The 23100-nt window shown below is 71.9% G+C and carries 22 protein-coding genes; 7 read left to right on the forward strand and 15 right to left on the reverse strand.

Features of this window, described 5'->3' with window-relative positions; all coding sequences use genetic code 11:
- Positions 1-226: 226 nt before the first annotated feature.
- Together CP981_RS18860 and CP981_RS18865 are read right to left on the reverse strand one after the other, a co-directional pair.
- Positions 227-1342, reverse strand: a complete 1116-nt coding sequence (locus tag CP981_RS18860) for a hypothetical protein (protein ID WP_085925582.1) — start codon at positions 1340-1342, stop codon at positions 227-229.
- Between the two features lie 105 nt (positions 1343-1447).
- Positions 1448-2656 (reverse strand): FAD-dependent monooxygenase, encoded by a 1209-nt coding sequence (locus CP981_RS18865; RefSeq protein ID WP_085925523.1) that lies wholly within the window; start codon positions 2654-2656, stop codon positions 1448-1450.
- A 104-nt stretch (positions 2657-2760) separates the two neighbouring features.
- On the opposite strand from CP981_RS18865, the gene CP981_RS18870 reads away from it, so the two are divergent.
- On the forward strand, positions 2761-3381 hold the full coding sequence (locus CP981_RS18870) for a PadR family transcriptional regulator (RefSeq protein ID WP_085925522.1): 621 nt from the start codon (positions 2761-2763) through the stop codon (positions 3379-3381).
- Between the two features lie 125 nt (positions 3382-3506).
- Here the strand turns inward: CP981_RS18870 and CP981_RS18875 are convergent, their stop codons facing one another.
- On the reverse strand, positions 3507-4304 hold the full coding sequence (locus tag CP981_RS18875) for a methyltransferase domain-containing protein (RefSeq protein WP_085925521.1): 798 nt from the start codon (positions 4302-4304) through the stop codon (positions 3507-3509).
- A gap of 393 nt (positions 4305-4697) precedes the next feature.
- On the opposite strand from CP981_RS18875, the gene CP981_RS18880 reads away from it, so the two are divergent.
- Together CP981_RS18880 and CP981_RS18885 are read left to right on the forward strand one after the other, a co-directional pair.
- Positions 4698-5060 (forward strand): DMT family transporter, encoded by a 363-nt coding sequence (locus CP981_RS18880; protein WP_244329698.1) that lies wholly within the window; start codon positions 4698-4700, stop codon positions 5058-5060.
- A gap of 2 nt (positions 5061-5062) precedes the next feature.
- Positions 5063-5512, forward strand: a complete 450-nt coding sequence (locus CP981_RS18885; RefSeq protein ID WP_085925519.1) for a DMT family transporter — start codon at positions 5063-5065, stop codon at positions 5510-5512.
- Positions 5513-5621: 109 nt separating this feature from the next.
- Here the strand turns inward: CP981_RS18885 and CP981_RS18890 are convergent, their stop codons facing one another.
- Positions 5622-6920 carry an erythromycin esterase family protein gene (locus tag CP981_RS18890; protein ID WP_244329699.1) on the reverse strand — a complete coding sequence of 433 codons (1299 nt, stop codon included), beginning with the start codon at positions 6918-6920 and terminating at the stop codon, positions 5622-5624.
- Positions 6921-7335: 415 nt separating this feature from the next.
- Positions 7336-7764, reverse strand: a complete 429-nt coding sequence (locus CP981_RS18895) for a DUF4440 domain-containing protein (RefSeq protein WP_085925517.1) — start codon at positions 7762-7764, stop codon at positions 7336-7338.
- A gap of 385 nt (positions 7765-8149) precedes the next feature.
- On the opposite strand from CP981_RS18895, the gene CP981_RS18900 reads away from it, so the two are divergent.
- Positions 8150-9088, forward strand: coding sequence for an SCO2400 family protein (locus CP981_RS18900; protein ID WP_143658906.1), 939 nt, complete (start codon positions 8150-8152; stop codon positions 9086-9088).
- Positions 9089-9203: 115 nt separating this feature from the next.
- Here CP981_RS18900 and CP981_RS18905 read toward each other — a convergent pair whose 3' ends face one another.
- The 7 genes from CP981_RS18905 to CP981_RS18935 form a co-directional block, all read right to left on the reverse strand.
- Positions 9204-10862 (reverse strand): protein kinase domain-containing protein, encoded by a 1659-nt coding sequence (locus CP981_RS18905; protein ID WP_143658904.1) that lies wholly within the window; start codon positions 10860-10862, stop codon positions 9204-9206.
- Between the two features lie 106 nt (positions 10863-10968).
- Positions 10969-11199: a ferredoxin gene (locus CP981_RS18910; RefSeq protein ID WP_085925514.1), complete on the reverse strand. Its 231-nt coding sequence runs from the start codon at positions 11197-11199 to the stop codon at positions 10969-10971.
- Positions 11200-11203: 4 nt separating this feature from the next.
- Positions 11204-12490 (reverse strand): cytochrome P450, encoded by a 1287-nt coding sequence (locus CP981_RS18915; RefSeq protein WP_244329700.1) that lies wholly within the window; start codon positions 12488-12490, stop codon positions 11204-11206.
- A 302-nt stretch (positions 12491-12792) separates the two neighbouring features.
- Complete coding sequence (locus CP981_RS18920) at positions 12793-13584, reverse strand: ABC transporter permease (protein ID WP_085925513.1); 792 nt, start codon at positions 13582-13584, stop codon at positions 12793-12795.
- Entirely contained in the window at positions 13581-14570 is a 990-nt protein-coding gene (locus tag CP981_RS18925; protein WP_085925512.1) for an ATP-binding cassette domain-containing protein, read from the reverse strand. The genes CP981_RS18920 and CP981_RS18925 overlap by 4 nt, the downstream gene beginning before the upstream one ends.
- A gap of 62 nt (positions 14571-14632) precedes the next feature.
- Positions 14633-15469 (reverse strand): DUF4097 family beta strand repeat-containing protein, encoded by an 837-nt coding sequence (locus tag CP981_RS18930; protein ID WP_085925511.1) that lies wholly within the window; start codon positions 15467-15469, stop codon positions 14633-14635.
- Positions 15470-15586: 117 nt separating this feature from the next.
- Positions 15587-16126, reverse strand: coding sequence for a hypothetical protein (locus CP981_RS18935; protein WP_085925510.1), 540 nt, complete (start codon positions 16124-16126; stop codon positions 15587-15589).
- A 322-nt stretch (positions 16127-16448) separates the two neighbouring features.
- Between CP981_RS18935 and CP981_RS18940 the strand changes: the two genes are divergently transcribed.
- The gene (locus tag CP981_RS18940; protein ID WP_085925509.1) at positions 16449-17966 is read left to right on the forward strand and encodes a serine/threonine-protein kinase; all 1518 of its coding nucleotides are present in this window, start codon (positions 16449-16451) and stop codon (positions 17964-17966) included.
- A 187-nt stretch (positions 17967-18153) separates the two neighbouring features.
- Here the strand turns inward: CP981_RS18940 and CP981_RS18945 are convergent, their stop codons facing one another.
- From CP981_RS18945 to CP981_RS18955, 3 genes are all read right to left on the reverse strand, one after another.
- A complete protein-coding gene (locus CP981_RS18945) occupies positions 18154-19662 on the reverse strand; it encodes an alpha/beta hydrolase (RefSeq protein WP_085925508.1) in 1509 nt (502 codons plus the stop codon).
- A gap of 119 nt (positions 19663-19781) precedes the next feature.
- Positions 19782-20519, reverse strand: a complete 738-nt coding sequence (locus tag CP981_RS18950; protein WP_085925507.1) for a PP2C family protein-serine/threonine phosphatase — start codon at positions 20517-20519, stop codon at positions 19782-19784.
- A gap of 123 nt (positions 20520-20642) precedes the next feature.
- Positions 20643-21773: a site-2 protease family protein gene (locus tag CP981_RS18955; RefSeq protein WP_085925506.1), complete on the reverse strand. Its 1131-nt coding sequence runs from the start codon at positions 21771-21773 to the stop codon at positions 20643-20645.
- A 199-nt stretch (positions 21774-21972) separates the two neighbouring features.
- On the opposite strand from CP981_RS18955, the gene CP981_RS18960 reads away from it, so the two are divergent.
- Both CP981_RS18960 and CP981_RS18965 read left to right on the forward strand, forming a co-directional pair.
- The gene (locus CP981_RS18960; RefSeq protein ID WP_085925580.1) at positions 21973-22260 is read left to right on the forward strand and encodes a hypothetical protein; all 288 of its coding nucleotides are present in this window, start codon (positions 21973-21975) and stop codon (positions 22258-22260) included.
- Between the two features lie 308 nt (positions 22261-22568).
- Positions 22569-22979, forward strand: a complete 411-nt coding sequence (locus tag CP981_RS18965; RefSeq protein ID WP_167536114.1) for a hypothetical protein — start codon at positions 22569-22571, stop codon at positions 22977-22979.
- The last annotated feature ends 121 nt before the right edge of the window (positions 22980-23100 follow it).

A 23100-nucleotide genomic window follows, 5' to 3' on the forward strand; every position in this document is an offset into this window, starting at 1 on the left:
CGCAATCATCAAGGCACCGCGCGACCGAAAACGATCGGCACCACCCACTGCGGCGCGCCGCGCGAAAGTGTCACACCCGGCTGCGGCCCGGGCCCCTGCACAGGCCCCGACGCACCAAGGACGGAGCCGCGCACGGCGTCCCGGCACGGCCGACGAGGCCACGGCGGGAGCGGCGGACTCCACCGGCGCCTCCACCGCCGAACGAGCGGTGGAGAGCCGGCGCCCGCTACGCCGAACTCTCCCGTCCCCCGGCTTCATCAGCCGCGTACGGGTGGACGAAGCACCTTTCATCGAATGGCGTGAACCAGCGATCGACGTCCAACGACCCGCCTTCCGACGTCGCTGCGCCGGTTTCCTCGTCGCCACCCCCGGCCGTCTCGTACCGCAGCTCGTCATCGACTTCGCCAAGCATCTCACCCGCAAAGGCTTCCCAGGCGGCGGCGACCCCGTCGCTCAAAAGGCCGTAGCCATCCAGCACCACCCCGGCCTCCCGCAGCAGGAAATTCAGCAGGAATTGCTCGGCCACACAGCCCAATTGCATGAAGTCGTCGCGGGTGAGGCGTGCGGTGAGCGAGACGGCGGTGACGAGGAAGCGGCGGGCGAAAAGGACGGTGTATTGCTCGGCGAACTGTTCCGGCAGATCGTCGAGGTACCAAACGAGCCCGTCGCATTCCTCGACGGACTTCTTCGCTTCGCTGAGCGTCTGCACATCGTGGAAAAGCTGGTCCACCAGGAGATCGATGGCGTACACCAAGGCCCCGGCGGCCAGTTCCGCGTGTTCCCGGTCGACGCCGGACTCCTCGTCGTCCTCGCACCAGCCGAAGGAGTCGAGCCCGAATGCGGTGAGGCGAGGCGCCATGGCGCGGACCGTGGCACGCATCGCTTCGACCTCTTCGCCGGGAAGCCGCACCGCCGTGGCCTCGGCCCGCGCCTCAGCGTGTTGAGCAGCGCGTACCACCGGATCGGCCGGCGGCGCGTCCGGGCCGTCCGCGGCATCCAGACTCTGCTGAGCGAATTCCGGGTGCAGCTCGACCTCGCACTTGGTGATCTGCCATTCGCTGAGCAACTCCGACTGCTCCAGGACCTCGCCCACGACTTCCCGCATCGCGTCCTCGGCGACCTCCAGGGCAGGCGCATCCACGAACAGCTTCAGCAGGACCCCACCGGGGTGAGCGGCCAGGATGGAATCGAAGATCTCGATTTCCACGTCGCCCGGCCCCTCGACGGCCTCGATCGCATCGAGGCCCTTCCGGAGCAGGAAGATGACACCCTCCCGCTGAAGAGCGTCCAGTTCCGCTGCACCGGCCGGAAGGCGCGTGTCCACGCTCACCACATATGTCACGCGGCCCATCGTGCCGGAGCGCCACTGCTCAGCGCGCGGGAATTCGTTTCTCTTCCACCGTCGGGACCTACCGCTGCCCGGCGGCACTTCCCGTTTCCGGTGCCGTCAGTCCGTGGCGCTCACCGTTCCCGTGACCTCCGCTTCCCACGCAATGCGATGGAAGTGGAGCGGGCGGAGGGTTTCCGCAAGGCTGGGGAACGCCGGGACGGGAGTGTCGCTCTTGCCTGACTTGACCTTGTTGACGGCCGCGGCGTTGCGGCCGATCGCCTCCACACGCCGGCGGCGCAGGGCCTCGTAGGCGGCGAACGCCTCGCCCGGCGACGGCAGATCGCGCAGGCAGCGGGCCAGTTCGACCGCGCTCTCGATGGCGAGCGAGGCGCCCTGCCCGGAGCTGGAGGAGGGGGCGTGCGCCGAGTCCCCGACCAGCACCATCCGGCCGCGGTACCAGTGCGGTACGGACGGCATCCGTTCCATCCGGCCGACCACCATCAGGTCGTCGGGGGCGGTGTGCCGCAGCAGCCGCTCGCCCGGGACATGACCGGTGTAGAGATCGCGTAGCCGGCTCAGCCACTCGGCGCCGGGGACGCGCGCCAGGTCGGCCGGGCTCGGCGGGGTGTCCGTGGGCAGGCCGGCGAACCAGATCATCCGCCCGTCCGGGCCCTGCCAGTAGCCCATGAAGGCGCGGCCGAACGCGAAGTACATGGTGCCCGGTGCGGCACCGGCCTCGCTGCCGACCGTCGCGTAGCCGCCGAAGCTCAGCACGCCGCCGTACTCGGGATCGGGTGCGTGCGGGTCGATCACGGTGCGGACGGTGGAGCGGATGCCGTCGGCACCGATCAGGATGTCGGCGGTCGCGGAGGTTCCGTCGGCGAAGTGGGCGGTGACGCCCCCCGGTGTCTCCTCGGCGGCGACCAGCCGCTTGCCGTACGCGAACCGGATCCCCGCGGCGACCGCTTGGTCGGTCAGCGCGCGGTACAGCCGGTCGCGCGGCAGCGTCAGCGTGGCGGGCAGTTCCGGGAAGCCGCCGAAGCCGGTGAGCTGATTGCCGAGGCCGTCCGCCATCACCATGCCGGGCACCGGCTGTCCGAGGGCCGCCACCGCCGCGTCGGCACCGATCGCCGCCAGCGCCGCCTGACCGTTCGGCGCCAGTCCCAGCCAGGCCCCGACGCCGTCCGCCGCACTCGGATACGCCTCGTGGACCGTCGCCGCGATGCCCGCCTTGTGCAGCGCGAGTGCCGAAACCGGGCCCGCCACACCTCCCCCGATGACCAGTGCCGTCCGTACGCCGGAGCCGTGGCCGCGGTTGTCGCTCATAACCCCTCCCATGGGTCATGTGGATGCGCCGTATGACGCTGCACTCATAGTGGCAAGGAAACTAGTAACAATGCAACTAGTTCTCCATTGCCTACGATGCCTGCATGACCGCCTCCGTGAAGAGCTCGCCGCTGGGACTGGCCGTGCTGGCGCTGCTGCACCATCGGCCGCTGCACCCCTACGGCATCCAGCAACTGCTCAAGCAGTGGGGCAAGGAGCAGGTCGTCAACGTCGGCCAGCGGGCCGGGCTGTACCGCACCATCGAGCGGCTACAGGCCGGCGGGCTGATCGCCGTCCGGCAGACCGAGCGCGACCAGCAGTACCCCGAGCGGACCGTCTACGAGGTCACCGAGGAGGGCCGGGCGGTCACCCGTGAGTGGCTGGAGCAGATGCTGGCGGTGCCCAAGGCGGAGTTCCCCGTGTTCCCGGCGGCGCTGTCGAACATGCTGCTGCTCAGCCCGGACGAGGCGGCACCGATCCTGGAACGACGGGCCGCGCGGCTCGCCGGCGAACGCGCCGAACTGGAGCGCCAGTCCGCCGAAGCCCCCACCGGGCTGCCGCGCATCACGCTGATCGAGAACGAATACCGGCTCGCCGTCCTCGTCGCCGAGGAACGCTGGCTACAGGGAGTGCTCAGCGATCTGCGGGACGGAAGCCTGACCTGGTCCCCGGAGATGCTCGCGGCGTTCCAGGAGGCGTCCGCATCGGATTCGGCCGCGACCTGACGGGGCGTGGGGGGCGCGGGTCTAACGGAGGCGGCCGATTCGGCGGCGCAGGCCTCCGTGCCATGGCAATCCAGTAGTTGAGGCCCAGGTCGGGGACCTGGGCCTCGTTCGCTGTCCGGAGCAGCTCAGGCGCGGCAGATGATCTCGCCGTGCAGGACGCTCAGCCAGCCGTCCGGGTCGGCGGCCCAGGTACGCCAGGCCGCCGAGATGCGGCGCAGGTCGTCCTCGGTGGCGAGGCCGTCGCGGCGGGCCTGGTCGGCGATGGCCGAGTCCAGGATGCGGTCGGCCCACATGCCGCCCCAGTGGGCGCGGTCCGCGTCGTCGGCGTGACACCAGGTGCTGGTGCTCGGGGTGATGTCGGTGAACCCGGCGGCCCGCGCCCAGGCCAGCAGGCGCCGCCCGGCGTCCGGCTCGCCGCCGTTGGCCCGTGCGCACCGCTGGTAGAGGTCCATCCACTCATCCAGGGCGGGCAGTTGGGGGTACCACACGAAGCCGTGGTAGTCCCCGTCCCGGGCCGCCACGATGCCGCCCGGCTTGCACACCCGGCGCATCTCGCGCAGCGCCTGGACCGGGTCGGCCACATGCTGGAGCACCTGATGGGCGTGGACCACGTCGAAGGTGTCGTCGGCGAACTCCAGCGCGTGCACATCGGCGGTGCCGAACTCGATGTTGTCCAGCCCGCGTTCGGCGGCGACCTGCGCCGCCGACTCCACCACGCCCGCAGCCGCGTCGACGGCGGTCACCCGGCCGGGGGCGACCAGCTCGGCCAGGTCGGCGGTGATGGTGCCCGGCCCGCAGCCGACGTCCAGGAGCCGTGCGGCTGGACGCAGATGACCGAGCAGATACGCCGCGGAGTTCTGCGCGGTGCGCCAGCGGTGCGAGCGCAGTACCGATTCATGCTGTCCGTGGGTGTACGTGGCCATACCCGTCTCTCCCCTCGTCCTGCCCGGCCGGGGGCCGTTGGGCCACGGCCGATGAACACCGTCACCGGGCTACGCCGTCGTCATCCGTCCCCGCGGTCGCGGGTCAGCGATACGGCAGGCCCCCGGAAGACGTGGGGGCCGCCGTGACGGTATGGATGACTTTAGGAGGCGTCTCGGGATCTGGGAACCGCATCTCGCAGTGTGGACGACAGCTGTGGCCGTATATGACGGGAAGCCCTTCCTGCCTCCCGTCTGAAGGCGCCGCCCGGCTCCCGGCTGGGAATCCGGTGGCGTCAGGCACTGTTGGAGCGGACGTGGTTCTTGATCACGCTTGCGGGAGGCGCTGTGCGCGTGGCGCCACCCGGATGGAATTCGTCAAGGACCACGGCGCGTATGACGACGTCCTCTTCGACTCCTGTTGGACTTTCTTCCACCATGGCCTGGATCTACTTATCCCTCGCGGTCGTCTTCGAGATCGTCTTCGCGCTCGGCGCGAGCGCCTCACACGGCTTCACCAAGCTGAAGGTGTCCCTGATCACCGTGGTCGGCGTCGTGGGCGGCATCTACTTCATCAGCCTTGCCCTCAAGACGCTGGATGTCGGGGTCGGCTACCCGATCTGGACCGGGGCCGGCGCGGTCGGCACGGTGATCTTCGGAGCGCTGATCTTCAAGGAGAAGATCACGCCGGCCAAGGTGTTCTGCTTCATCGCCATCATCGGCGGGGTCGTCGGTCTCAAGTCGCTCGCGGGGGTGTGACGATGACCAGGGAGAACACGGGCGCGGAGAAGAAGCAGAGTCTCCCGGCCGCCTGGGCCTGGCTGTTGGTCGCCGCCGTCTTCGAGGTGATCTTCGCGCTCGGCTCGGCCGCGAACGGCGGCTTCACCAAGCTGGTGCCGTCCGTCATCACCGTCGTAGCGGGCGGCGGCGGGGTCTATCTGCTCAGCCTCGCCCTGAAAACCCTCGACGTCGGCATCGGCTACACCGTCTGGACGGGCATCGGCACCGTCGGCTCCGTCCTCTTCGCCGCGCTGCTCTACGGCGAACAGATCACGCTCGGCAAGATGCTCTGCATTCTCGTGATCATCGGCGGTGTGGTCGGACTCCATCTGACCTCCGAGAAGCCGAAGGACGACGACACCGCCGACGCCACCGGGTCCGCCGGCGACGAAGGACCGGAGTCGCCGGTCGCACCCGAGTCGGCGTCGTAGCACCGAGGAACGTCTCGCACGGTCCGGGTGGGCGGCGTCGCACGGGCGCAGGCGGGACAGACAGGCGGGGCCTCCGTACGGAAGCCCCACCTGAGGGGGTTCGGGCCGGTCAGAAGCGCACGGTGCGGTCCCGGGTGACGGTCGGGACGGCGATGACCGCATCGAACGCTTCAGGGACCGGGGTGCTCAGGGAGGAGCTCTGGGAGCGGATGCTGTGGAGCAGCGGCCTTCCCTGGGCGTCGCGGGGTGAGTGGCGCAGGTCGGTCAGGGTGATCCGGCCGGCGAGTCCGGCGTCGGTGAGGGCGCCCTCCACGCTGCCGGGCTCGCCGGGCTCAAGGCGGGCATCGGCGAGGGTGAAGCCCACCGCGGCGCTCTGGTCGGGGTACATCTCCGGCACATGGTCGGCGGTGTGGACCAGGGCCACGGTGCGGTAGTCCGGGCCGAGCATCCGCTGAAGGTGCTGGCCCATGGGCAACGCGGTGAGGCCGCCGGGGAACTGCATCTCGGTTTTGTGGATGTGGCTGTTGTGCGCCGCGAGGACGATGCGCGCCCCCGGTTCGGCGCGCTCCAGATGCCAGCGCACCGATTCCGCCATGTAGATCTCGCGCACCGACAGGTCCGCCGTCAAGCCCCGGCCGGAGAGCAGGGCATGCATCGCCTGGAACATGTAGTCGGTGTGGCAGGCCGCTTCCACCCGGCGCCTGGCGATGTCGAAACGGCGCCGGCCGCTGTGGGAGACGTAGAGCGGTTCGGCGGCGCGCAGCCGTAGCAACAGCCGCGCCAGTGTGGCGGTCAGCTCGTTCTGCTCAGCCTCCGGGAGGCCGGCCCACGCCGGCCCGGCCGCGGCGCCGGATCCGCAGCCCCTGAGGAACCGGTCGCTGACCTCCAGGGCCGTCTCGACGAGACGCAGTGCGTCGGGGTCGACCTCGCGCAGATAGTCGGCCACCGGCTCCAGGGCGGGCCGTAGCGCCCCGCCGGCTTCGGGGACGTCGATGCCGGCGAAGCGCAAGGGGTGGGCGCTGGTGCGATTGTGGTGGCGCAACCACCGCATGAGATCTGCGGCGCCCCACTCGGCGGCGGCCCGGCTCACGGTCGCCAGGTCGCCGTCGTCCCCCTCGCCGCGCAGCCACCGGTCGAGCGGGAAGGCTTCACTGAAGCCGAACTCCATGGCAAAGACGGTGAATCCGCAGCGCTCGGCGAGAAACCGCAGCACCCGTTGGCGGGCGCGGGAGAACTCCTCGACGAAGTGGGCGCCCTCACCGACCGCGACCACCCGGGCGTCGCCGACGATCTCCCGGAGCCCTTCGAGGTCGTCGAGGGGCTGATCCGGATCAAGGGTGGTCAGGGTCGTGGCGTGCTCACGGAACCAATCGGCAAGCACGGTGCGGGAAGAAGGCTGAACAGGCACAGCTAGAGCTCTTTTCTCGGCTCGGTGGTTCAGGACACCGCCGCTCGTCCGCACCGGGCGCACGCAGCGACGCGACGACGCGCAGACGCCACCGACGCCGGGCCACTGGCCAACGGCGCGCGGCGTCTGCCGACGAACCCGTCAGAGAAAATTGCTGAAGACTGCCATGCCCGAGAAGCTAGCAGCGGGCGCCGGGCACCCGCATGCGGATATTCGGGGGGGCTGCTCCCGGGGCGGGCCACGCTCCCCAGCCGCTCCATGGCACCAGCCCAGGTCGGCGACCTGGGCTGGTGTGTTCCCGGCCGAGGAGGTGACCGGGGTCTCCCGATTCCGCGCCAACTGGGCCAGGCGGGGCTTGCGTTGCCGCAGCGGCTGGTGCGTTCTTCGGGGGCATGGAGCGGTAGCGGCCCCGGCGTTACAGGTTGGCTCCCCAACCGCTCTGGATCATGGTCTGGAAGGCCCACGTGCCGTCCCGCCTGACCAGGATGTCGGCGTAGCGCAGCTGCCGGGTCTCGCCGGCCATCGTCATGGTCGAGTCCGAGAAGACCACGGCCATGGCGGACGAGAGGAAGACGGGCGTCCGCGTGGACTCGAAGCTGATGTCGTCGCTGCCGTCGCCCATGACCTGCGCCATCGTCGCGATGTACTGCTCGCGGTCCCACTGCGCCGACCGGGCGTTGCCGGCCGCGTCGTCACTCACGAGGTTGAGGGGGAACACCGCCATGTCGGCCATGCGCTGGACGTCGCGCTGCGCGCTCTGTGCGTCGTACTCCGCGAACCAGGCGTCCAGGCTCGCACGGTCCTCGGCGGTCGGGACATAGCCGGCATCCGGCAGGAAGGTCATACGGACTCCTCACGGTCTTCGGTTCGGCAGCCGGGGGTGTGGCGCGTGGGCGAGAGCCCCATCCCGGACCAAACCAGTCGTCAAGTTTGACTAGTGATGAATGGTGGAGGGTATGCCCCACCTCAGCCTTAGTCAAACTTGATTAGGGGTTTCGATTCCGTCCGGTCGGCTGGGGGGTGCGGCCCTCGACCGGGGGCGCGTCGTGACATGTCCGGAGTGCGGGACGGGCCACCCGGGAATCTGCACCGAAGCGTCACATGGCCTTCGCGTCGCCCTCGACGGGTGTCGTTAGCGTTACTGCCCGCTCGATCCCGCGTGCGAACTGGATCAGCTCGATCAGATCGCCGGCGTCCCTGGCGGCGCAGCCAGCACAGAAAGATCGCAGATGGACTACTGCTCGTCGTGCCGCCGAAGCCTCAACGGGGCGCTCGTATGTCCAGGATGCGGCGATTACGCCCCGGACATAGCCCCGCCCAGCCACCGTCGGCAGAGCGCGACGGGCGCCGCCGCGATGTGGGAGTCCTGGCCGCCGGAGGAAGCCCCCGCCCCGGGGCCCCGGCAGGGTCGGTACGCCGATGCCGCGCCGGGCGCCGGTGACGCGCCGTTCGCCGGTGGCGCCTCCGCAGCCGCGCCGGCGGATACGGCGGAAATCGCTGCCGCCGCGGACGCGGAGGCGCCCGGCGACGCCGAGATCCCCGCACCCACCGGGCAGGGCCGGGCGGCCCGGCGCCGGCAGCTGGCGCGGTGGAAGAAGCACCGGCGCCGGGCTGCGGCCGCCACTGCCTTCGCGCTGGTCGGCGGCGGTCTGACCGTCAGCATGCTCCAGAACAAGCCCGCCACCAACGGCACCCACGCGTCCTCGATGCCGGAGCCGGAGAGCGTGACCACGCCCCGGACGGAGCCCGCCGCCTCGTCGACGGACCGGTCGGACAGCCAGGCTTCCAGGCACCCCGGCGCCCGCCCGTCGCTCCCGTCCGGCCGGCACGCACGCCGCGACGCCAACACGCCGCCGCCCGCCACGACGGCCCGGCAGCCGCAGTCCGTCACCCCGTCACACACCGCCGCACCCCCGCTCCCGGCCGCACCCACCGAGGCCACGCAGGACAGGGCGGCGCACCCCGCCCACACCGACGCCGCAGCGCCCGCGACGAGCGCCCCGGCCGCGTCCGGAGGTTCCGGCAGCTCCGGAGGTTCTGGCGACTCAGGCGGCTCAGGCGGGAACACCTCGCCGTCGCGCACGGCGCCGACCAGCCCGTCCGCACCGGAGGCCGAGCCCTCCACGCCGACGGATGTGTGTCTGCTCGGATTGGTGTGCGTCGGCTGAGCCGACAGGCCGGGGCCCGGCCGGTGAGCCGGTGTACGGAGCCGGAGGGGCCGGACACTCCAAGAAGGCCCCCGGGACGGGTGTGCGTCGGCTGATGCCGGTGCCTCGGGGCCGGCTAGCCGGTCCGCCGCCTTCCGCGGCCTCCGGAGGCCGCTGCGGCCGGGGCGCCCGCGGGTGTGGCGCCCCCGCCCGGCTCCGCGCCGGGCGGACCGGCCGCGTCGCCGCGCTCCGACGGCGTCGGCCGGGTGCGGGTCTTGAGGACCTGGGCGGCGATGGCGAGTGTGACGGCCAGGAGCAGGACGTAGAAGACGCCGATTTTGCGGAGGTCGTCGAGGAAGAACCAGAGGGCGGCCAGGGACGTGAACCAGAAGGCGATGAGCGCGAAGCCGCCGGTGTGTTCGTCCTTGTAACCGGCGGCGAGGCACAGTGCGGAGACCACGCCCAGGACCAGGGCGATGATGACGTAGTGGGTTTCCCAGCCGATGTTGGCGCGGGCCAGCTCGGACCACACGGCCACGGCCTCCGCCACCGGGCCCCAGGCCACCGCGCAGGCGAGCCGGGCCGACCACAGCAGCAGCACCGATCCGGCGACGGCGGCGAGCAGTGCGACCCGGGAGAACTGGCCGACCTCGATCATGTCGGTCCGGGATATCACCAGGCACAGCAGGCAGCCGAGCAGGGCGACCGCGCCTTCGGCCGTCGGCCGGAACACCACGCGCGCCGGTCGGCGGCGGACGGGCCGCGGCGACGGTGCGCTCCCGGCGGGCGCGGGCGGAGCCACTGCCCGGGCGGAGTCCACGGCTGGGGCGGAGTCCACGGCTGGGGCGGAGGCTGCGTCCGGGGTGGGCTGCGCGAGCGGGGCGGGGCCCACCGCCGGGGCAGGCCCCGCCGCCGCGGGATCGAGTGCGGTGGGGGTCGGGGCGAGGGCAGGGGGCGCCGGGGCGGCGTGAGGGGCCGCGGTGAGGGCCGTGCGCATGGTGGCGGCGTCCGCGAAGCGGTCCTCCCGGCGCTTGTGGAGTGCGCGGGCGATCACCGCGTCCACTGCGGGCGGGAGTTCCGGGCGGAGCCGGGAGGGCGGTACCGGTTCCGCGGCCAGATGCTGGTGCATGACGGAGAACGGTGAGTCGCCGGTGTACGGGGGACGCCCTGTCAGCAGCTCGTACAGCAGACAGCCCACGGCGTACAGATCGGTGCGGTGGTCGGTCGCGGCCCCGTTGATCTGCTCGGGGGCGAGATAGGCGGGGGTGCCGACCGCCACGCCCGTCCCGGTCAGCCGGGTGGCCACCTCGCTCAGCGCCTTGGCGATGCCGAAGTCGACGACCTTCACCGCGCCGGAAGCGGTGAGCATGACGTTCGCGGGCTTGATGTCCCGGTGCACGATGGCGTGCCGGTGGCTGTGGTCCAGCGCCGCCAGCACCTGGCCCGTGATGTCGACCGCCTGCGCCACGGCCAGCGGGCCGTCCCTCAGCACCTGGCTGAGGGTCCGGCCCGCCACGTACTCCATGACCAGATAGGGCTCGGCCGCACCACCGCCGGCGTCCTCACCCACGTCATGGACGGTGGCCACACCGGGGTGGTTGAGCGCGGCGGCGGCATGCGCCTCCCGCTGGAAGCGGGTGAGGAACTCGGGCTGCATCGCCAGCTCGGCGGAGAGGGTCTTGACGGCGACGGTGCGGCGCAGCCGGTGGTCGACGGCGCGGTACACCGTCCCCATCCCGCCGTGCCCGAGCTGCTCCACCAGCTCGTACCGCTGCCCCAACATCCTGTGTTCCACCGGGTTCCTCCAGGGACCGATCACGCCAACACGCCGGAAGACGTACGGGAGAGCGGACGGGTTCCCCGCCCCGCGGCGGCGCGGCGGCGTGCGACGCGGCGGACCACTACTGCTCGCCCGGAGGCGAACTGCCCGCCCCGTCCTGCTCGGTGACGGTGAGGGCGGCTGCCGGGCAGAGTCCGGCGGCCAGCCGGGCCCCGGCGTGCAGACCCGGTGGCGGCGCGGCGGTCCGGAGCACGACCAGGCCGTCCTCGGCGTCCTGGTCGAACACCTCGGGGGCGGTCAGGGCGCACATCCCGGCGCCGATACAGCGGTCGCGGTCGATGCTCAGATGCACCGGACTACTCCTTGTCCCAGGTGACGGGGAGTTGGTACACCCCGTGGATGTTCATGGCGTCGCGCAGCGGCACGTCCTCGGGCGGGACGGCCAGCCGCAGCGTCGGGAAGCGGCGGAACAGCGCCGGGAAGGCGACCCGCATCTCGACCCGCGCCAGCTGCTGGCCCAGGCACTGGTGGGCGCCGTGGCCGAAGGCCAGATGCCCGGTCGCCTTCCGCTGAAGATCGAGGGTGTCGGGGTCGGGGAACTTCAGCGGGTCGCGGTTGGCGGCCGACACGGACACGGTGACGGTGTCGCCGGCCTTGATCAGTTGGCCGTCCAGCTCGACGTCCTCCAGGGCCGCCCGTACGCCGGTGTGGGCGATGCTCAGATAGCGGAGCAGTTCCTCCACCGCCTGGTCGGCGAGGCCGGGATCGGCGCGCAGGGCGGCGGCCTGCTCGGGGTGGCTCAGCAGGGCGAAGGTGCCGAGCCCGAGCATGTTCGCGGTGGTGTCGAGACCGGCGGCCAGCAGGAAGCCGCCGATACCGGCGAGTTCTTCATCGGTCAGTTCGCTGGTGGTCAGATCGCTGAGCAGGTCATCGGTGGGGTGGGCGCGCTTGGCCGGCACCAGTTCGCCGACGCATTCCGTGAGCGCGGTCAGGGCGGCCATCTGCGCCTCCAGGCCGGCATCCGGACTGCTCAGCACCGCGGCGTGCTCCTGGAATCCCGCGCGGTCGGACTGCGGCACACCGAGCAGTTCGCAGATCATCAGGGCCGGGACCGGGTGCGCGAACGCCTGCACCAGATCGACCACGGGTCCCTGGCGCTCCATGGCGTCGAGGTGGTCGGCGGTGATCTGCTCGACCCGCTCGGTGAGCAGGCGCATCCGGCGGACGGTGAACTTGCCCGCGAGCAGCCGCCGGTAGCGGGTGTGCTCCGGTGCGTCGATCCCGGTGAGGTCGCCGATCTGTGCCGGGGGCAGCGGACCGGGAGGCCCGCCCGGCAGGGGGAGGCGCAGCAGCTCGTACCGGGAGCTGAAGCGGGGGTCGGCGGCGATCGCCCGGGTCACGGCGTGGCCGGTGGCCAGCCAGCCGACGTGCCCGTCGGGGTATCGCATCGGGCGCAGCGGCTGCTGCTCGCGCAGTTCCGCCAGCTCGGCGGGCGGATCGAAGGGGCAGCCCGCGGCGCGGGTCAGCGGCAGGGTCACCGGCTCGGGCTGCGCCGCCGCTTGATGAGCGGTCTGCCCGGTCGCGGGTGCGGACAGGTCAGATGGTGCGGACAGGTCAGACGGTGCGATCTGTTCGTGCTGCATGAGGTCCTCCGATGAAGGATGACGGCACGGCGAAGCGTTGCCGGGCGGAGTGCAGGGTGAAGAGCGCGATGAGGAATGCGGTGCAGCGCGCGGTGAGGGCGGGCTGCGGGCCCCCGGCGAACTGCGGTGGGCCCGCGGTGAAGTGCGGGCGCTCACGGTGAGTCGGGCTGCGAGCCGCGGTGCGTCCGCGATGAGTACGCGGTGAGTGCGCGACGCGTGATGGGTGTAGTGCCCCGTGGAGCGTGTGATGCGTGCGAAGAGGCTTGTGGAGCGGTCTTTGGAGCGGGTTCTGGAGCGCCCGTTCAGCGGGTGGCGCTGCGGCGGAAGGCCGTACGGGCCCACAGGTAGCCGACCAGGGTGAGGCCGACGCACCAGGCCACGGCGCCTATCGCGGCGCCGCCGACCTCGGTGCCCATCAGCAGGCCCCGCAGGGTCTCGATGACCGGGGTGAAGGGCTGGTACTCGGCGAACCAGCGCAGCCCGGTGGGCATGGACTCCGGCGGAACGATGGCGCTGCCGAGGAACGGGAGGAACTGCATCGGCAAGGGGATGTTGCTGGCCGTCTCGACGTTCTTGGCCACCAGGCCGATGGCGGCCGACAGCCAGGTCAGCGCCAGGGTGAGCAGCGTGAGCAGGCCGGCGGCGGCGAGCCACCCGAGCGGGGTGGCGTGCGGCCGGAAGCCCATGAGGAGCGCGACGCCGATGACGAAGGCGATGCTGACCAGTGTCTGGAGCACACTGCCGACGACATGCCCGGTCAGGAACGAGGCCCGGGATATCGCCATGGTGCGGAAGCGGTTGACGATGCCCTCGGTCATATCGGAACAGACGCCGACCGCGGTGACCAGGGCGCCCGAGGTCGCGGCCATGAGGATGATGCCGGGGGCCACATAGTCGATGTAGTCGGCGCTGCCGCTGGCCGTCCCGCCGATACCGGTCCCCAGGGCGCCGCCGAAGACATAGGTGAAGAGCAGCAGCATCAGGACAGGCATGGCGACGACCGAGATCGTCATGGAGGGGTAGCGCAGAGCGTGCTTCAGATTGCGCCGCAGCATCGTCCGGGCATCGCGGGCCGCGTAGGTCAGGGTGGTCATCGGGCGTTCTCCTTCGGGGAGTTGGCCTCGCTGGCGGACCGGTCGCGGCCGGTGAGGGTGAGGAAGACATCGTCGAGGTCGGGGGTGTGCACGGTCAGTTCCTCGGCGCGGACCGACGCCTGGTCCAGGGCGTCGAGGACGGCGCGGAGGGCGGGCACGCTGCCGTCTCCGGGGACGTGCAGGGTGAGCGCTTCGCTGTCGTGTGCGGTGGCGCTGAAGAGGGCGGCGGCAGCGTCGAGTTGGGGCGTGTCGGCGAAGCGGAGGCGGATATGGCCGCCGGGGATCCGTCGCTTCAGCTCGTCCGCGGTGCCTTCGGCGACCAGATTTCCGTGGTCCAGGACGGCGATACGGTCGGCGAGTTGGTCGGCTTCTTCCAGATATTGCGTGGTCAGGAAGATGGTGACGCCGTCGTCGGCGACCAGGCTGCGGATGATCTCCCACATGGTGCGCCGGCTGCGTGGATCGAGTCCGGTGGTCGGTTCGTCGAGGAAGATGATGCGCGGATTCCCGACCAGGGTCATCGCGAGGTCGAGCTTGCGGCGCATACCGCCCGAGAAGGTGGCGACGGGCTTGGTGGCGGCCTCGGTGAGGTCGAAGCGGCGCAGCAGCTCGGTGGCGCGCCGTCGGCCTTCGCGGCGGTCGAGATGGTGCAGGTCCGCCATGAGGAGCAAGTTCTCCCGGGCGGTGAGCAGGTTGTCCACCGCGGCGAACTGGCCGGTGACACCGATCGCGGCGCGTACGGCGTCCGCCTCACGGACCAGGTCATGGCCGGCGACCCGTGCCTGGCCGGCGGTGGCAGGGATGAGGGTGGAGAGGATCTGCACGGTGGTGGTCTTGCCCGCGCCGTTGGGCCCGAGCAGGGCGAAGACCGTGCCTTCGGGGATGCGCAGGTCGATGCCGTCGAGCACCACCTTGTCGCCGTAGGACTTGGATAACCCCGTGGCGTCGATCGCCGTCGCGACGGCGGTCGTGGACGTCGTGATCATGAGAGTTCCGCGTTCTGGATGTGGTGGTGGCCGGCCGCCAGCGGCCGGACCTGGTCAGGAGCTCAGGAGCGGCGGATCAGGATGTCGCCGATGCTGGTGTGGGCGCGTACCTCTACGGTCTCGGCGCTGTCCCCGGGGCCCTCCGCGGCGCCGAGGTCGTTGTGCACCCTGCCGAGGCCGGTGGTCACGTCCAGCCAGGCGGCGGTGGACGCACGGATGCCGACCTCCAGATCACCGGCGGCGGCCTGGAGTACGACCTGGCCACGGGCCACTTCGCCGATCCGGATGGCACCGTTGGCCGACTTGGCCTCGACTCCGGCGTGGGCGACACCGACGGAGATGAGGCCGTTGGACGCGCTCGCCCGCAGGGCGCCGGTGACCTCGCCGATCATGGTCGCGCCGTTGCTGTTCTTGACCAGCGCCGCGCCCGCGATCTCGCCGACCTCGATCCGGCCCGAGCCGAAGATCTCGGCGTCGCCCGCCACGCGGTCCAGCCGGATGTCGCCGTACTGGGTCCGCAGATTGGCGGCCTCCGCCACATCGACCTGGAGGTCACCGAGCGAGGTCTTGAGCCGGCACTCGCCGAGCCGGCCATCCACGGTGAAGTCCGCCATGGGCGAGGTGCCCAGGACGTCCGACCCGGTCGGCAGCTCGATGGTGACGGCGACGGAGCCGGACTTGCCGAAGAGGGAGCGCTTCTTGGGACCCTTGACGAGCAGCTTGCCGCCGGAGCAGGTGACCTTGGTCTGCTGCGCGGCCCGTACATCGGCCTCCGCGGTGGCGTCGCCCGGCAGCACCTCGACAACGGTGTCGGTGCGCTTGCTCGCGGCGATCCGGACGGAGCCGAGGTCGATCTCGACGGTGACGGAGAGCGGTTCGGGTGTGTCGAAAGCAGGCATGGCTGTGCCGTCCTCATGGCTGGTGGGTGTTCCCGCCGAACGGGCGGGTGAAGGAATGGAGGAATGGAGGAGTGAGTGCGCGGGTGGATGGGTGAGTCAGCGTGCGGCGAGCGAGCCCTAGCGGACCCACCCCGTGTAGCCCTGCTTGCCCGCATAGCGGGGGCCGCGGCCGCCCGGGCGGCTGGGGGCGCCGGGCTCCAGGGCCGAGGCGACGGCCCGCACCAGCCAGGCGTTGACCGAGAGGCCTTCCTGTCCTGCGGCCTCCTCGACGCGGGCCTTGAGCGGGGCGGGAAGGCGGAAGTTGATCCGGGCGGTGCCGCCCTCGTCGGCGTCCGCGACGGCCGGGGGCGCGACCGCCCGCGGCTCGCTCGCCGCCGACTCGTGCAACTCCGGCTGCCCGTACGGCTCCTGGACCGGCGGTGCGGTCACCACGAACTCGGGGTCGAGCCCGCGCAGCCGCAGATCGACCGATCCGGGGGCCAGATCGCGGGTGATCTCGGTCATGGCGGAGGAGAGGGCGTTCAGCAGCGTGAGCCGGACGGCCGACTCCAGGGGGGTGGTGAGCCGCTCGGCCAGGGCGCGGGCTTCTTCTCCGCCCGTGTCCGCGGCGACCGCGAGCTCGTGCCGGAGATTGTCGACGTAGGGCGTGAGGTCCATGACGCCATCATGGCACCATGATGGCGCCACCGCAAGCCATCGTGGCGCAGGAATGGCACCACTGGCGCCATCGTGGCGTCACGCACGGCACCATGCGCCTTCCGCGTACTGCCCTTCGCGGGGCGCCGGCGGTCCCCCGCCCGCCTGCCCGGTGCCGAACGAGGGCGGCTCCCGCGGCAGTTGCCCCCGCGCCCGGCGGCCTTGCCGGGCAGGCCCCGCCCAAGCTCCGGAACCCGGGAACGCCACCCCTCGGCACGCTCGAACAGGCGGGCTATGGTGCTCCCGCAGACTGTTCAACCCGTGCGGGGGAGGCGAACTCACGGTGTCCGATCTGGGACGGCTCGTAGCCGGGCGGTACCGGCTGGTGGAGCGGGTCGGCCGTGGCGGCATGGGCACGGTGTGGCGGGCCGAGGACGAGCTGCTCGGGCGGCCGGTCGCGGTGAAGAAGCTGCTGGTACCGCCGCATCTGAACGACGACGAGATCGAGACGCTCTACGAGCGCACCCGCCGCGAGGCCCGCAGCGCCGCCCGGATCACCCACCCCCATGTGATCGTGGTGCACGACGTCGTCGACGACGAGGGCCTGCCGTGCATCGTCATGGAGTACATCCCCTCGGTCACCCTGGGCGACCTGGTGAAGAGCAAGGGGGCGCTGCCGCCCGCCGAAGCGGCCCGGATCGGCTCCAGCATGGCCGCCGCGCTGCGCGCCGCCCATGACGCCGGGGTGCTGCACCGGGACGTCAAGCCCGCCAATGTGCTGCTCGGGAACGACGGGCGGATCGTGCTGACCGACTTCGGCATCGCCGTGCAGTCCGGCACGCCCTCCCTGACCCGGACCGGCGAACTGGTCGGGTCGATCCAGTACCTCGCGCCGGAACGCCTCCGCAGCAACATCGCCGAACCCGGCCCGGCCTGTGACCTGTGGTCCCTCGGGGCGACGCTCTACCAGGCGGTCGAGGGGCGGCCCCCGTTCAGCCGGGACACCGCCATCGAGACGGCGTACGCCATCGCCGCCGAGGAGTACCCGCCCCCGCGCAACGCCGGTGACCTGGCCCCGGTGATCGCGGGTCTGCTCGTGAAGGAACCCGGGGAGCGCATGGCCGCTCATGAGGCCGAGCGCCTCCTGCGCGCCCATACGACCGGCACGGGGATCCTGCTCGACGACCAGCCCACCAGGACGCAGCGCGCCGAGGTCCCCGCGGTTCCCGCCCGCAAGGGCAGGCGCGGCCGCCGTACGGCGCTGTGGAGTGCCGCGGCCATGGCGGTCGCCGCTTCCGTGACCGGTGGCGTGCTGCTGTGGCCCTGGGGCGGTGCCGAGGCGACGAGCGCCACCCCGCCCGGCTCCAAGACCGCCGGCCACCCTTCGGCTCCCCGCCCCTCTGCACCTCCGCCGGTGCCCTCCGGATACCACATCCAGAAGCCGGGCAAAGGCTTCTCCCTCCCCGTACCGGACGGCTGGACCCGCAAGCATCCTCCGGGCGGTGACGTCGCCTACGTGGACCCGTCCGGAAAGGTGGGCCTGCGGATCAACATCGTCCCATTCGCCGGCGCGAAGGCTCCGGTCCAGCACTGGCGGGAGACCGAAGAGGACCAGACGCGCCGGGAAAACCCGGGCTATGAGCGGGTCCGGATGGACCCCACGACGTTCCGCGGCCGGCCCGCGGGCTACTGGGAGTTCACCTTCAACGGCTCGGCACGGGAGTTCCGGGCGGTGGAGGTGGCCTTCAGCGGCTCCAACGGCACCCAGTACGTGGTCTACCTGTGCGCCCCGAACGACCAGTGGAGCCGTTACCGGCCGGTCTTCGACACCGCCCTTGAGGGCGTCCGGCTCCACGCCTAGGGTGTGTCTTTTGGATCAGCCCGGATCAGGCCGCGGCGTCTGGTGCGGTGCATCGCAAGGCGGAGCCTCTGCCGCGTACTGGGCGTACTCGGGTGAGGCGACAACGCCGCGAGGTGCCGTGCCAGACGTCGCGGCCCCGGGGTGATCCGAAAGGCACGCCCTAGAGCCCTGTCCGCCGCACCGGGGCTCAGTCGGTGCAGCGGGTGTCCGTCTGCGGGCGGCGGCCCGTCGTCAGGAAGGCCGTGACGGTGCGGTCGCCGCAGGCGGTGCCGTGGGACAAGTAGGCACCGTGACCCCCGTGTTCGAGCGTGACGAGCCGGGCCCGGTCGCCGAGGGACCGGCGCATATTCAGCGCGCCGGCGTACGGCGAGTAGGGGTCCCGGCGGTTCTGCACCATCAGGATGTTGGACGGGCCGTCGGCGGTAATACGGGTGGGCCGTTCCGCCGGGGCCTTCCAGAAGTTACAGGGCGTGATGTTGACCGGCATCCCGGCCGTGAGCGGGTGCCGGGCGCGGTCGGCGGTCACCGCGCGCCGGTGGGCGGGGACCGACGGCGCCGGCCAGCGCACATCGTTGCAGACGGTCGCCATCACGACCGCCGCATCCTGGTCCGGCATCGGCCCGGCGACGGCGGCGGGCAGCACCGGCTCGGCGGCCGGGTCCTGGGCCTGCCGGACGAGCCGGCCCACCTCGGCGAACAGACCGTCGCTCTGCAGGGCGTTCTGTAGCGCCTGCCGCAGCCGGTTGCCGGTCAGCGGGACGCCCGGCGTGCTGGACTCCTTCGGCTCGCGGTCCAGCTTCGCCGCCAGCGCGAGGAACAGCGGCCGGACGTCCTCGGGCCGCCGCGCCAGCCGCAGCCCCTCGCTCTCCCGTGCCGGATCGGCGGCCCAGGCCGCGAAGTCGGGGAAGCGGTCGTCCGCGCCCGCCGCTATGTTCGCCAGCCACCCGCGCCCCACCCGGGACGGGTCGGGGTCATCAATGCTGTCCAGTACCCAACGGTCGGTGTGCCGCGGGTACTTCTGCGCGTACACCGAACCGACGTAGGTCCCGTACGAGTGCGCCCAGGCCGACAGCTTCTCCTCGCCCAGGGCCCGGCGGAGGCGGTCGATGTCGCGCACCTCGTTCGCGGTGCTGAAGCTGCGCAGCACCGCGCCGCCGTGGCGGCGGCAGGCCTCGGCGATCCGCCGGGAGCGGGCGGCATTCGCCGCGATCTCGCCGTCCGGCCCCGGCCAGGACCGCAGGGTGACCAGGTGCCGGTCGGCGGCGTCGAGGGCGCAGCCCGTACGGGTGCTCCCGCCCAACCCCCGCGGATCGAAGCTGACCAGGTCGTACGCCCCCGCCATCGCCTTCCGGAGCGCCGGCCCCTCGGTCTTCAGCCGGCGCAGACCGGACTCGCCCGGTCCGCCGGGGATCACCAGCAGCGTTCCCCGCCGCGCCGCGGGCCGCTCGCTGCGCACCCGGGTCACGGCGAGGCCGATCTGCGGGCCGTCCGGGTCGCGGTAGTCGAGCGGTACGGGCAGCTGGGCGCACTCCTGGCCGCTGAGGCCACCGGGCTCGGCACAGGGCCGCCAGGTGAGGGCGGGCCCGTTGGTGCCGGGAGCATTGGCGCGGGCCACCGGGGCGGCCGCCGTCACCGTGGTGGCGAGGGTGGCGACGGAGAGCGCCAGAAGAAAGGCGCGATGGGCGTAAGTCGTCATGGGGCAAGGGTGGTTGAGCGGTTCACCGCTGCCCATCCGGCAGCCATGACCTCGGGGGTGGGGTTAACCAGAGGATGCGTCGCCGCGGACCGTGGGCCGTTCGGGCCGGTCCGGTCGTGCTACTCGCCGATGGTGATGAGCGCCAGCGTGATGTTGTCGGGGCCGCCCGCCTCGATGGCGGACTTCCACAGTTCGAAGGCGGCCCGGCCGCCGCTGTGAAGTTGCAGCAGGTCGTTGAGGGCGTCCTCCGGGACGGGGTCGGTCAGCCCGTCGGTGCACACCAGATAGCGGTCGCCCGCGGACAGCGGTGCTTCCCGGACATGCGGGGTGATGGCGCTGAAGTCCGGGGTGCCGCCGAGCGCCTGGGTGACGAGCGAGGTGGTGCGCCGCCCCGGCGACAGCGGCGGGCTGTCGTCCACGCTCACCTGGCGCAGCCCGTCCGCCGTCGCGTCGAGCACCCGGCTGTCGCCGACGTTGAACACCAGCAGCGACTCCGCCAGGACGACGGCGCCGGCGACCGTGGTGCCCATGGTGTTCAGCTCCGGGTCCCGGCCGGCCGCGTACACCGCGTCATTGCAGAGGTTCAGGGCGTCCCGGACGGCTTCCCCGGTGTCCAGTGACGGGCCCAGCGCCGCCAGTTGGCGCACGGCCAGGGCGCTGGCCACTTCACCGGCCGGCTGCCCGCCGATGCCGTCGGCGACCGCGACGACCAGCGGGGTGCCGAGCGGGAAGACCAGGGTCTGCGGGTTCTCGGTCATGGTGGCGCAGAGCGTCCAGGGGCCGGCCACCAGGCTGTCCTCGTTGTGCTCGCGGAGCAGCCCGGGGTGGCTCAGCGCGGTCACGGTGACGTACTCCATACCCCTGTCCCGTTCCGGGCCTCCGCTCCGGCAGGCCCCGTATCCCCCGGGGGCGTTCCGTACCACCATTGTGGGCGCCGGCGGACGGCGGCGCGCGCCCGCCGCGACGCCCCGGGAGGCCGGTCAGGCGCTCTCTTTGCCGCCCAGGGTCTCGCGCTGCATCAGACGGGAGATGTCCTTCCCGGTGACGATCCCGACGAGATGCCCCGCGTCCACGACGAGGATGCGGGCGCCGGTCCGCAGACTGAGCTTGTCCAGCGCCTCGGTCAGCAGATCGTCCGGCGCGGCGACCGCGCACTGGGACAGCGGGGTCGCGACCTCGCGCACCCGCAGCGTCTCCCGTCCGGCGGCGGGTACCGTCGCGAGCCGGCGCAGCTGCACGATGCCGCTGGGGCGGCCCTCGAAGTCGAGCAGCGGCAGCACGGAGTACCGGGAGTGCACGGCCACCTCGTCGATGAAGCGCTGGACGGTCAGCCAGTCGGCGCCGGTGGCCACCGGACCGGTCATCGCCTCGCCGACCCGGAGTCCCCGCAGTGCCCGGTGCAGGGCCGCGCGGCGCCGCTCCGCACCGGCGACGATCATGATGAAGAGCCCGATGAAGACGATCCACAGCCCGCCCGGCGCCCCGCGCAGCACGGAGATCCAGCCGGCGGCCACCAGCAGCAGGCCCATGATCTGGCCGCCCCGGGAGGCCGCCAGGTCCGCCCGCTCCCGGTCCCCCGTGCGCCACCACAGCACCGCCTGCACCACCCGGCCGCCGTCCAGCGGCACCGCGGGCAGCAGATTGAACACTCCCAGGAACAGATTCGCCCAGCCCAGCCAGGCCAGCACGACGGAGGGCACCGCCCAGCCGGACAGCCCGTGCAGCCCGATCCCGGCCCCCAGTGCGACACCGCCGATGACCAGGCTGATCAGCGGCCCGCTGACCGCCACCGCGAAGGCCGCCGCCGCATCGGGCGGCCGCCCCATCCGGGTCGTCCCGCCCAGCGCCCACAGCGTCACGTCCTGCACCGAGATCTTCTTCCGCAGGGCGGTCGCGGCGTGCGCCGTCTCGTGCAGCAGCAGGCTGCCCATCAGCAGCGCGGCCCCCGCGACCCCGCCGACGGCGTACACGGCGTCCGAGCGGCCCGGCGTCCAGACCGGCAGGCCCTGCCGGCCGAGTCCGTACGCGAACAGGCCCACCAGCAGCGGCACGCTCCAGTGCATACGCAGTGGTACCCCGACCACCTGTCCCACCCGGACCGAGCCGTTCATGGTCGTCTCCTGCCGGCCCGGCGCCCGTTTCCCGGGCAGGTCTCGCCGACCCGCGCTCCGTGAACCGGCCGCCCGGCACTCACCCCAATTGTCGCTCGCGGAACCCGGGGGGAGGCCCCTTACGCTGGAAGAACGGACCGGCTCGCGGTGGGTACCGACGGCGCGGCCGGTCGTGACCGACGAACTGCCGGAGGTCGTCATGGGGCACAGACACCACTTCCATCTGGATCAGGGGGACCACTCGATCACCGTGAACGTCGGACCCGGCCGGTCCGGCGAGATCGAGCTCCTGGTCGACGGCAAGGTGGTCGCGTACCAGAAGGAACACCGCGCCGGAATGAACGTGCTGACCGGCGAACTCCCCGAAGAGCCCGCCCACCCCTTCCGGGTCCTGCTGCGCCAGCCGCATCTCGTCCCCTCCATGCCCCGGTGCACGCTGGAGCTGGACGGTGTCGAGCAGCCCATGCCGGAGCGGCTGGTGCTCTGAGCCCCGGTGTGCCGGCCGCCGGATGACCGGCCGGCTCCCGGTGGCATGCCCTGCCGCGGCCCCGCCTGCCCCGGGCACCGTGGCGGCCCCGCCCGCCCCGGGCACCGCCACCGATGATCTTCGCCTGCGCGCGCACGGCCGGGCGCCTGCCCCCGGCCGAACCGTCCCCCAAAGCTCCGCGAGGTGTTGGGCCACCCGGCTGATTGTGGCCCCCGGGGGTTTCACTCCCGCGGGTTGAACGCCGATGGGGACTGACCGCGGCAGCACGATACGTCTGGCATCCGAAGGACGAAGAGGCGAGGAGCGACGTGAGAAAAATTGCGCAGGCGGGCAGCATCGTCGGGGCGTGCGGGCTGGTGCTGCTCGGCAGCGGGGTGGCCCGGGCCCAGGTGATTCCCAGCGACTCCCTGCTCGCCACCATCGTGGGCGCCGATGTCGGCACCGTGGCCGGCATGGTCTCCGGAGTCGTCTGCAACAACCGCCTCGCCGACTTCAACTACAAGTCACCGGTCTTCCGTTCGCCGCACCCCTGCATCAACGGGCCGGTACACAGCGGGAACAGCCTCAACAGCGGCAACTTCCTCAACCACGGCAACCCGAACGCCAGCGGCAACATCGCCAACACCAACGGGTCGACCAACAGCGGCAACGCCGTGACCGGCGCCTCGCGAGGCAGCGGTAACAGCGTGCAGCGCATCCTGGGAGGCTTCCTCCACTGATACGGACGGCCCCCTGATACGGCTACGGCCCCTCTTCGACAGCCGTTCCCCGAGCGCCCGGCGGATTCCGCCGGGCGCTCTCCGTGTTCCCGCGGCCGTGCGGCGCCCCGGCGCCGGCCCG

Origin of the sequence: Streptomyces platensis (assembly GCF_008704855.1) — a bacterium.
Classification (GTDB): Bacteria; Actinomycetota; Actinomycetes; order Streptomycetales; family Streptomycetaceae; genus Streptomyces; species Streptomyces platensis.

What these genes read in the sequence shown, in the direction of transcription:
- CP981_RS18870 (WP_085925522.1), top strand. Translation starts at nt 2,761, where the DNA reads ATGACCGCCTCCGTGAAGAGCTCGCCGCTGGGACTGGCCGTGCTGGCG.
- CP981_RS18880 (WP_244329698.1), top strand. Translation starts at nt 4,698, where the DNA reads ATGACGACGTCCTCTTCGACTCCTGTTGGACTTTCTTCCACCATGGCC.
- CP981_RS18935 (WP_085925510.1), bottom strand. Translation starts at nt 16,126, where the DNA reads ATGGACCTCACGCCCTACGTCGACAATCTCCGGCACGAGCTCGCGGTC.
- CP981_RS18865 (WP_085925523.1), bottom strand. Translation starts at nt 2,656, where the DNA reads ATGAGCGACAACCGCGGCCACGGCTCCGGCGTACGGACGGCACTGGTC.
- CP981_RS18930 (WP_085925511.1), bottom strand. Translation starts at nt 15,469, where the DNA reads ATGCCTGCTTTCGACACACCCGAACCGCTCTCCGTCACCGTCGAGATC.
- CP981_RS18955 (WP_085925506.1), bottom strand. Translation starts at nt 21,773, where the DNA reads ATGAACGGCTCGGTCCGGGTGGGACAGGTGGTCGGGGTACCACTGCGT.
- CP981_RS18875 (WP_085925521.1), bottom strand. Translation starts at nt 4,304, where the DNA reads ATGGCCACGTACACCCACGGACAGCATGAATCGGTACTGCGCTCGCAC.
- CP981_RS18915 (WP_244329700.1), bottom strand. Translation starts at nt 12,490, where the DNA reads ATGCAGCACGAACAGATCGCACCGTCTGACCTGTCCGCACCATCTGAC.
- CP981_RS18960 (WP_085925580.1), top strand. Translation starts at nt 21,973, where the DNA reads ATGGGGCACAGACACCACTTCCATCTGGATCAGGGGGACCACTCGATC.
- CP981_RS18920 (WP_085925513.1), bottom strand. Translation starts at nt 13,584, where the DNA reads ATGACCACCCTGACCTACGCGGCCCGCGATGCCCGGACGATGCTGCGG.
- CP981_RS18950 (WP_085925507.1), bottom strand. Translation starts at nt 20,519, where the DNA reads ATGGAGTACGTCACCGTGACCGCGCTGAGCCACCCCGGGCTGCTCCGC.
- CP981_RS18925 (WP_085925512.1), bottom strand. Translation starts at nt 14,570, where the DNA reads ATGATCACGACGTCCACGACCGCCGTCGCGACGGCGATCGACGCCACG.
- CP981_RS18895 (WP_085925517.1), bottom strand. Translation starts at nt 7,764, where the DNA reads ATGACCTTCCTGCCGGATGCCGGCTATGTCCCGACCGCCGAGGACCGT.
- CP981_RS18945 (WP_085925508.1), bottom strand. Translation starts at nt 19,662, where the DNA reads ATGACGACTTACGCCCATCGCGCCTTTCTTCTGGCGCTCTCCGTCGCC.
- CP981_RS18885 (WP_085925519.1), top strand. Translation starts at nt 5,063, where the DNA reads ATGACCAGGGAGAACACGGGCGCGGAGAAGAAGCAGAGTCTCCCGGCC.
- CP981_RS18900 (WP_143658906.1), top strand. Translation starts at nt 8,150, where the DNA reads ATGGACTACTGCTCGTCGTGCCGCCGAAGCCTCAACGGGGCGCTCGTA.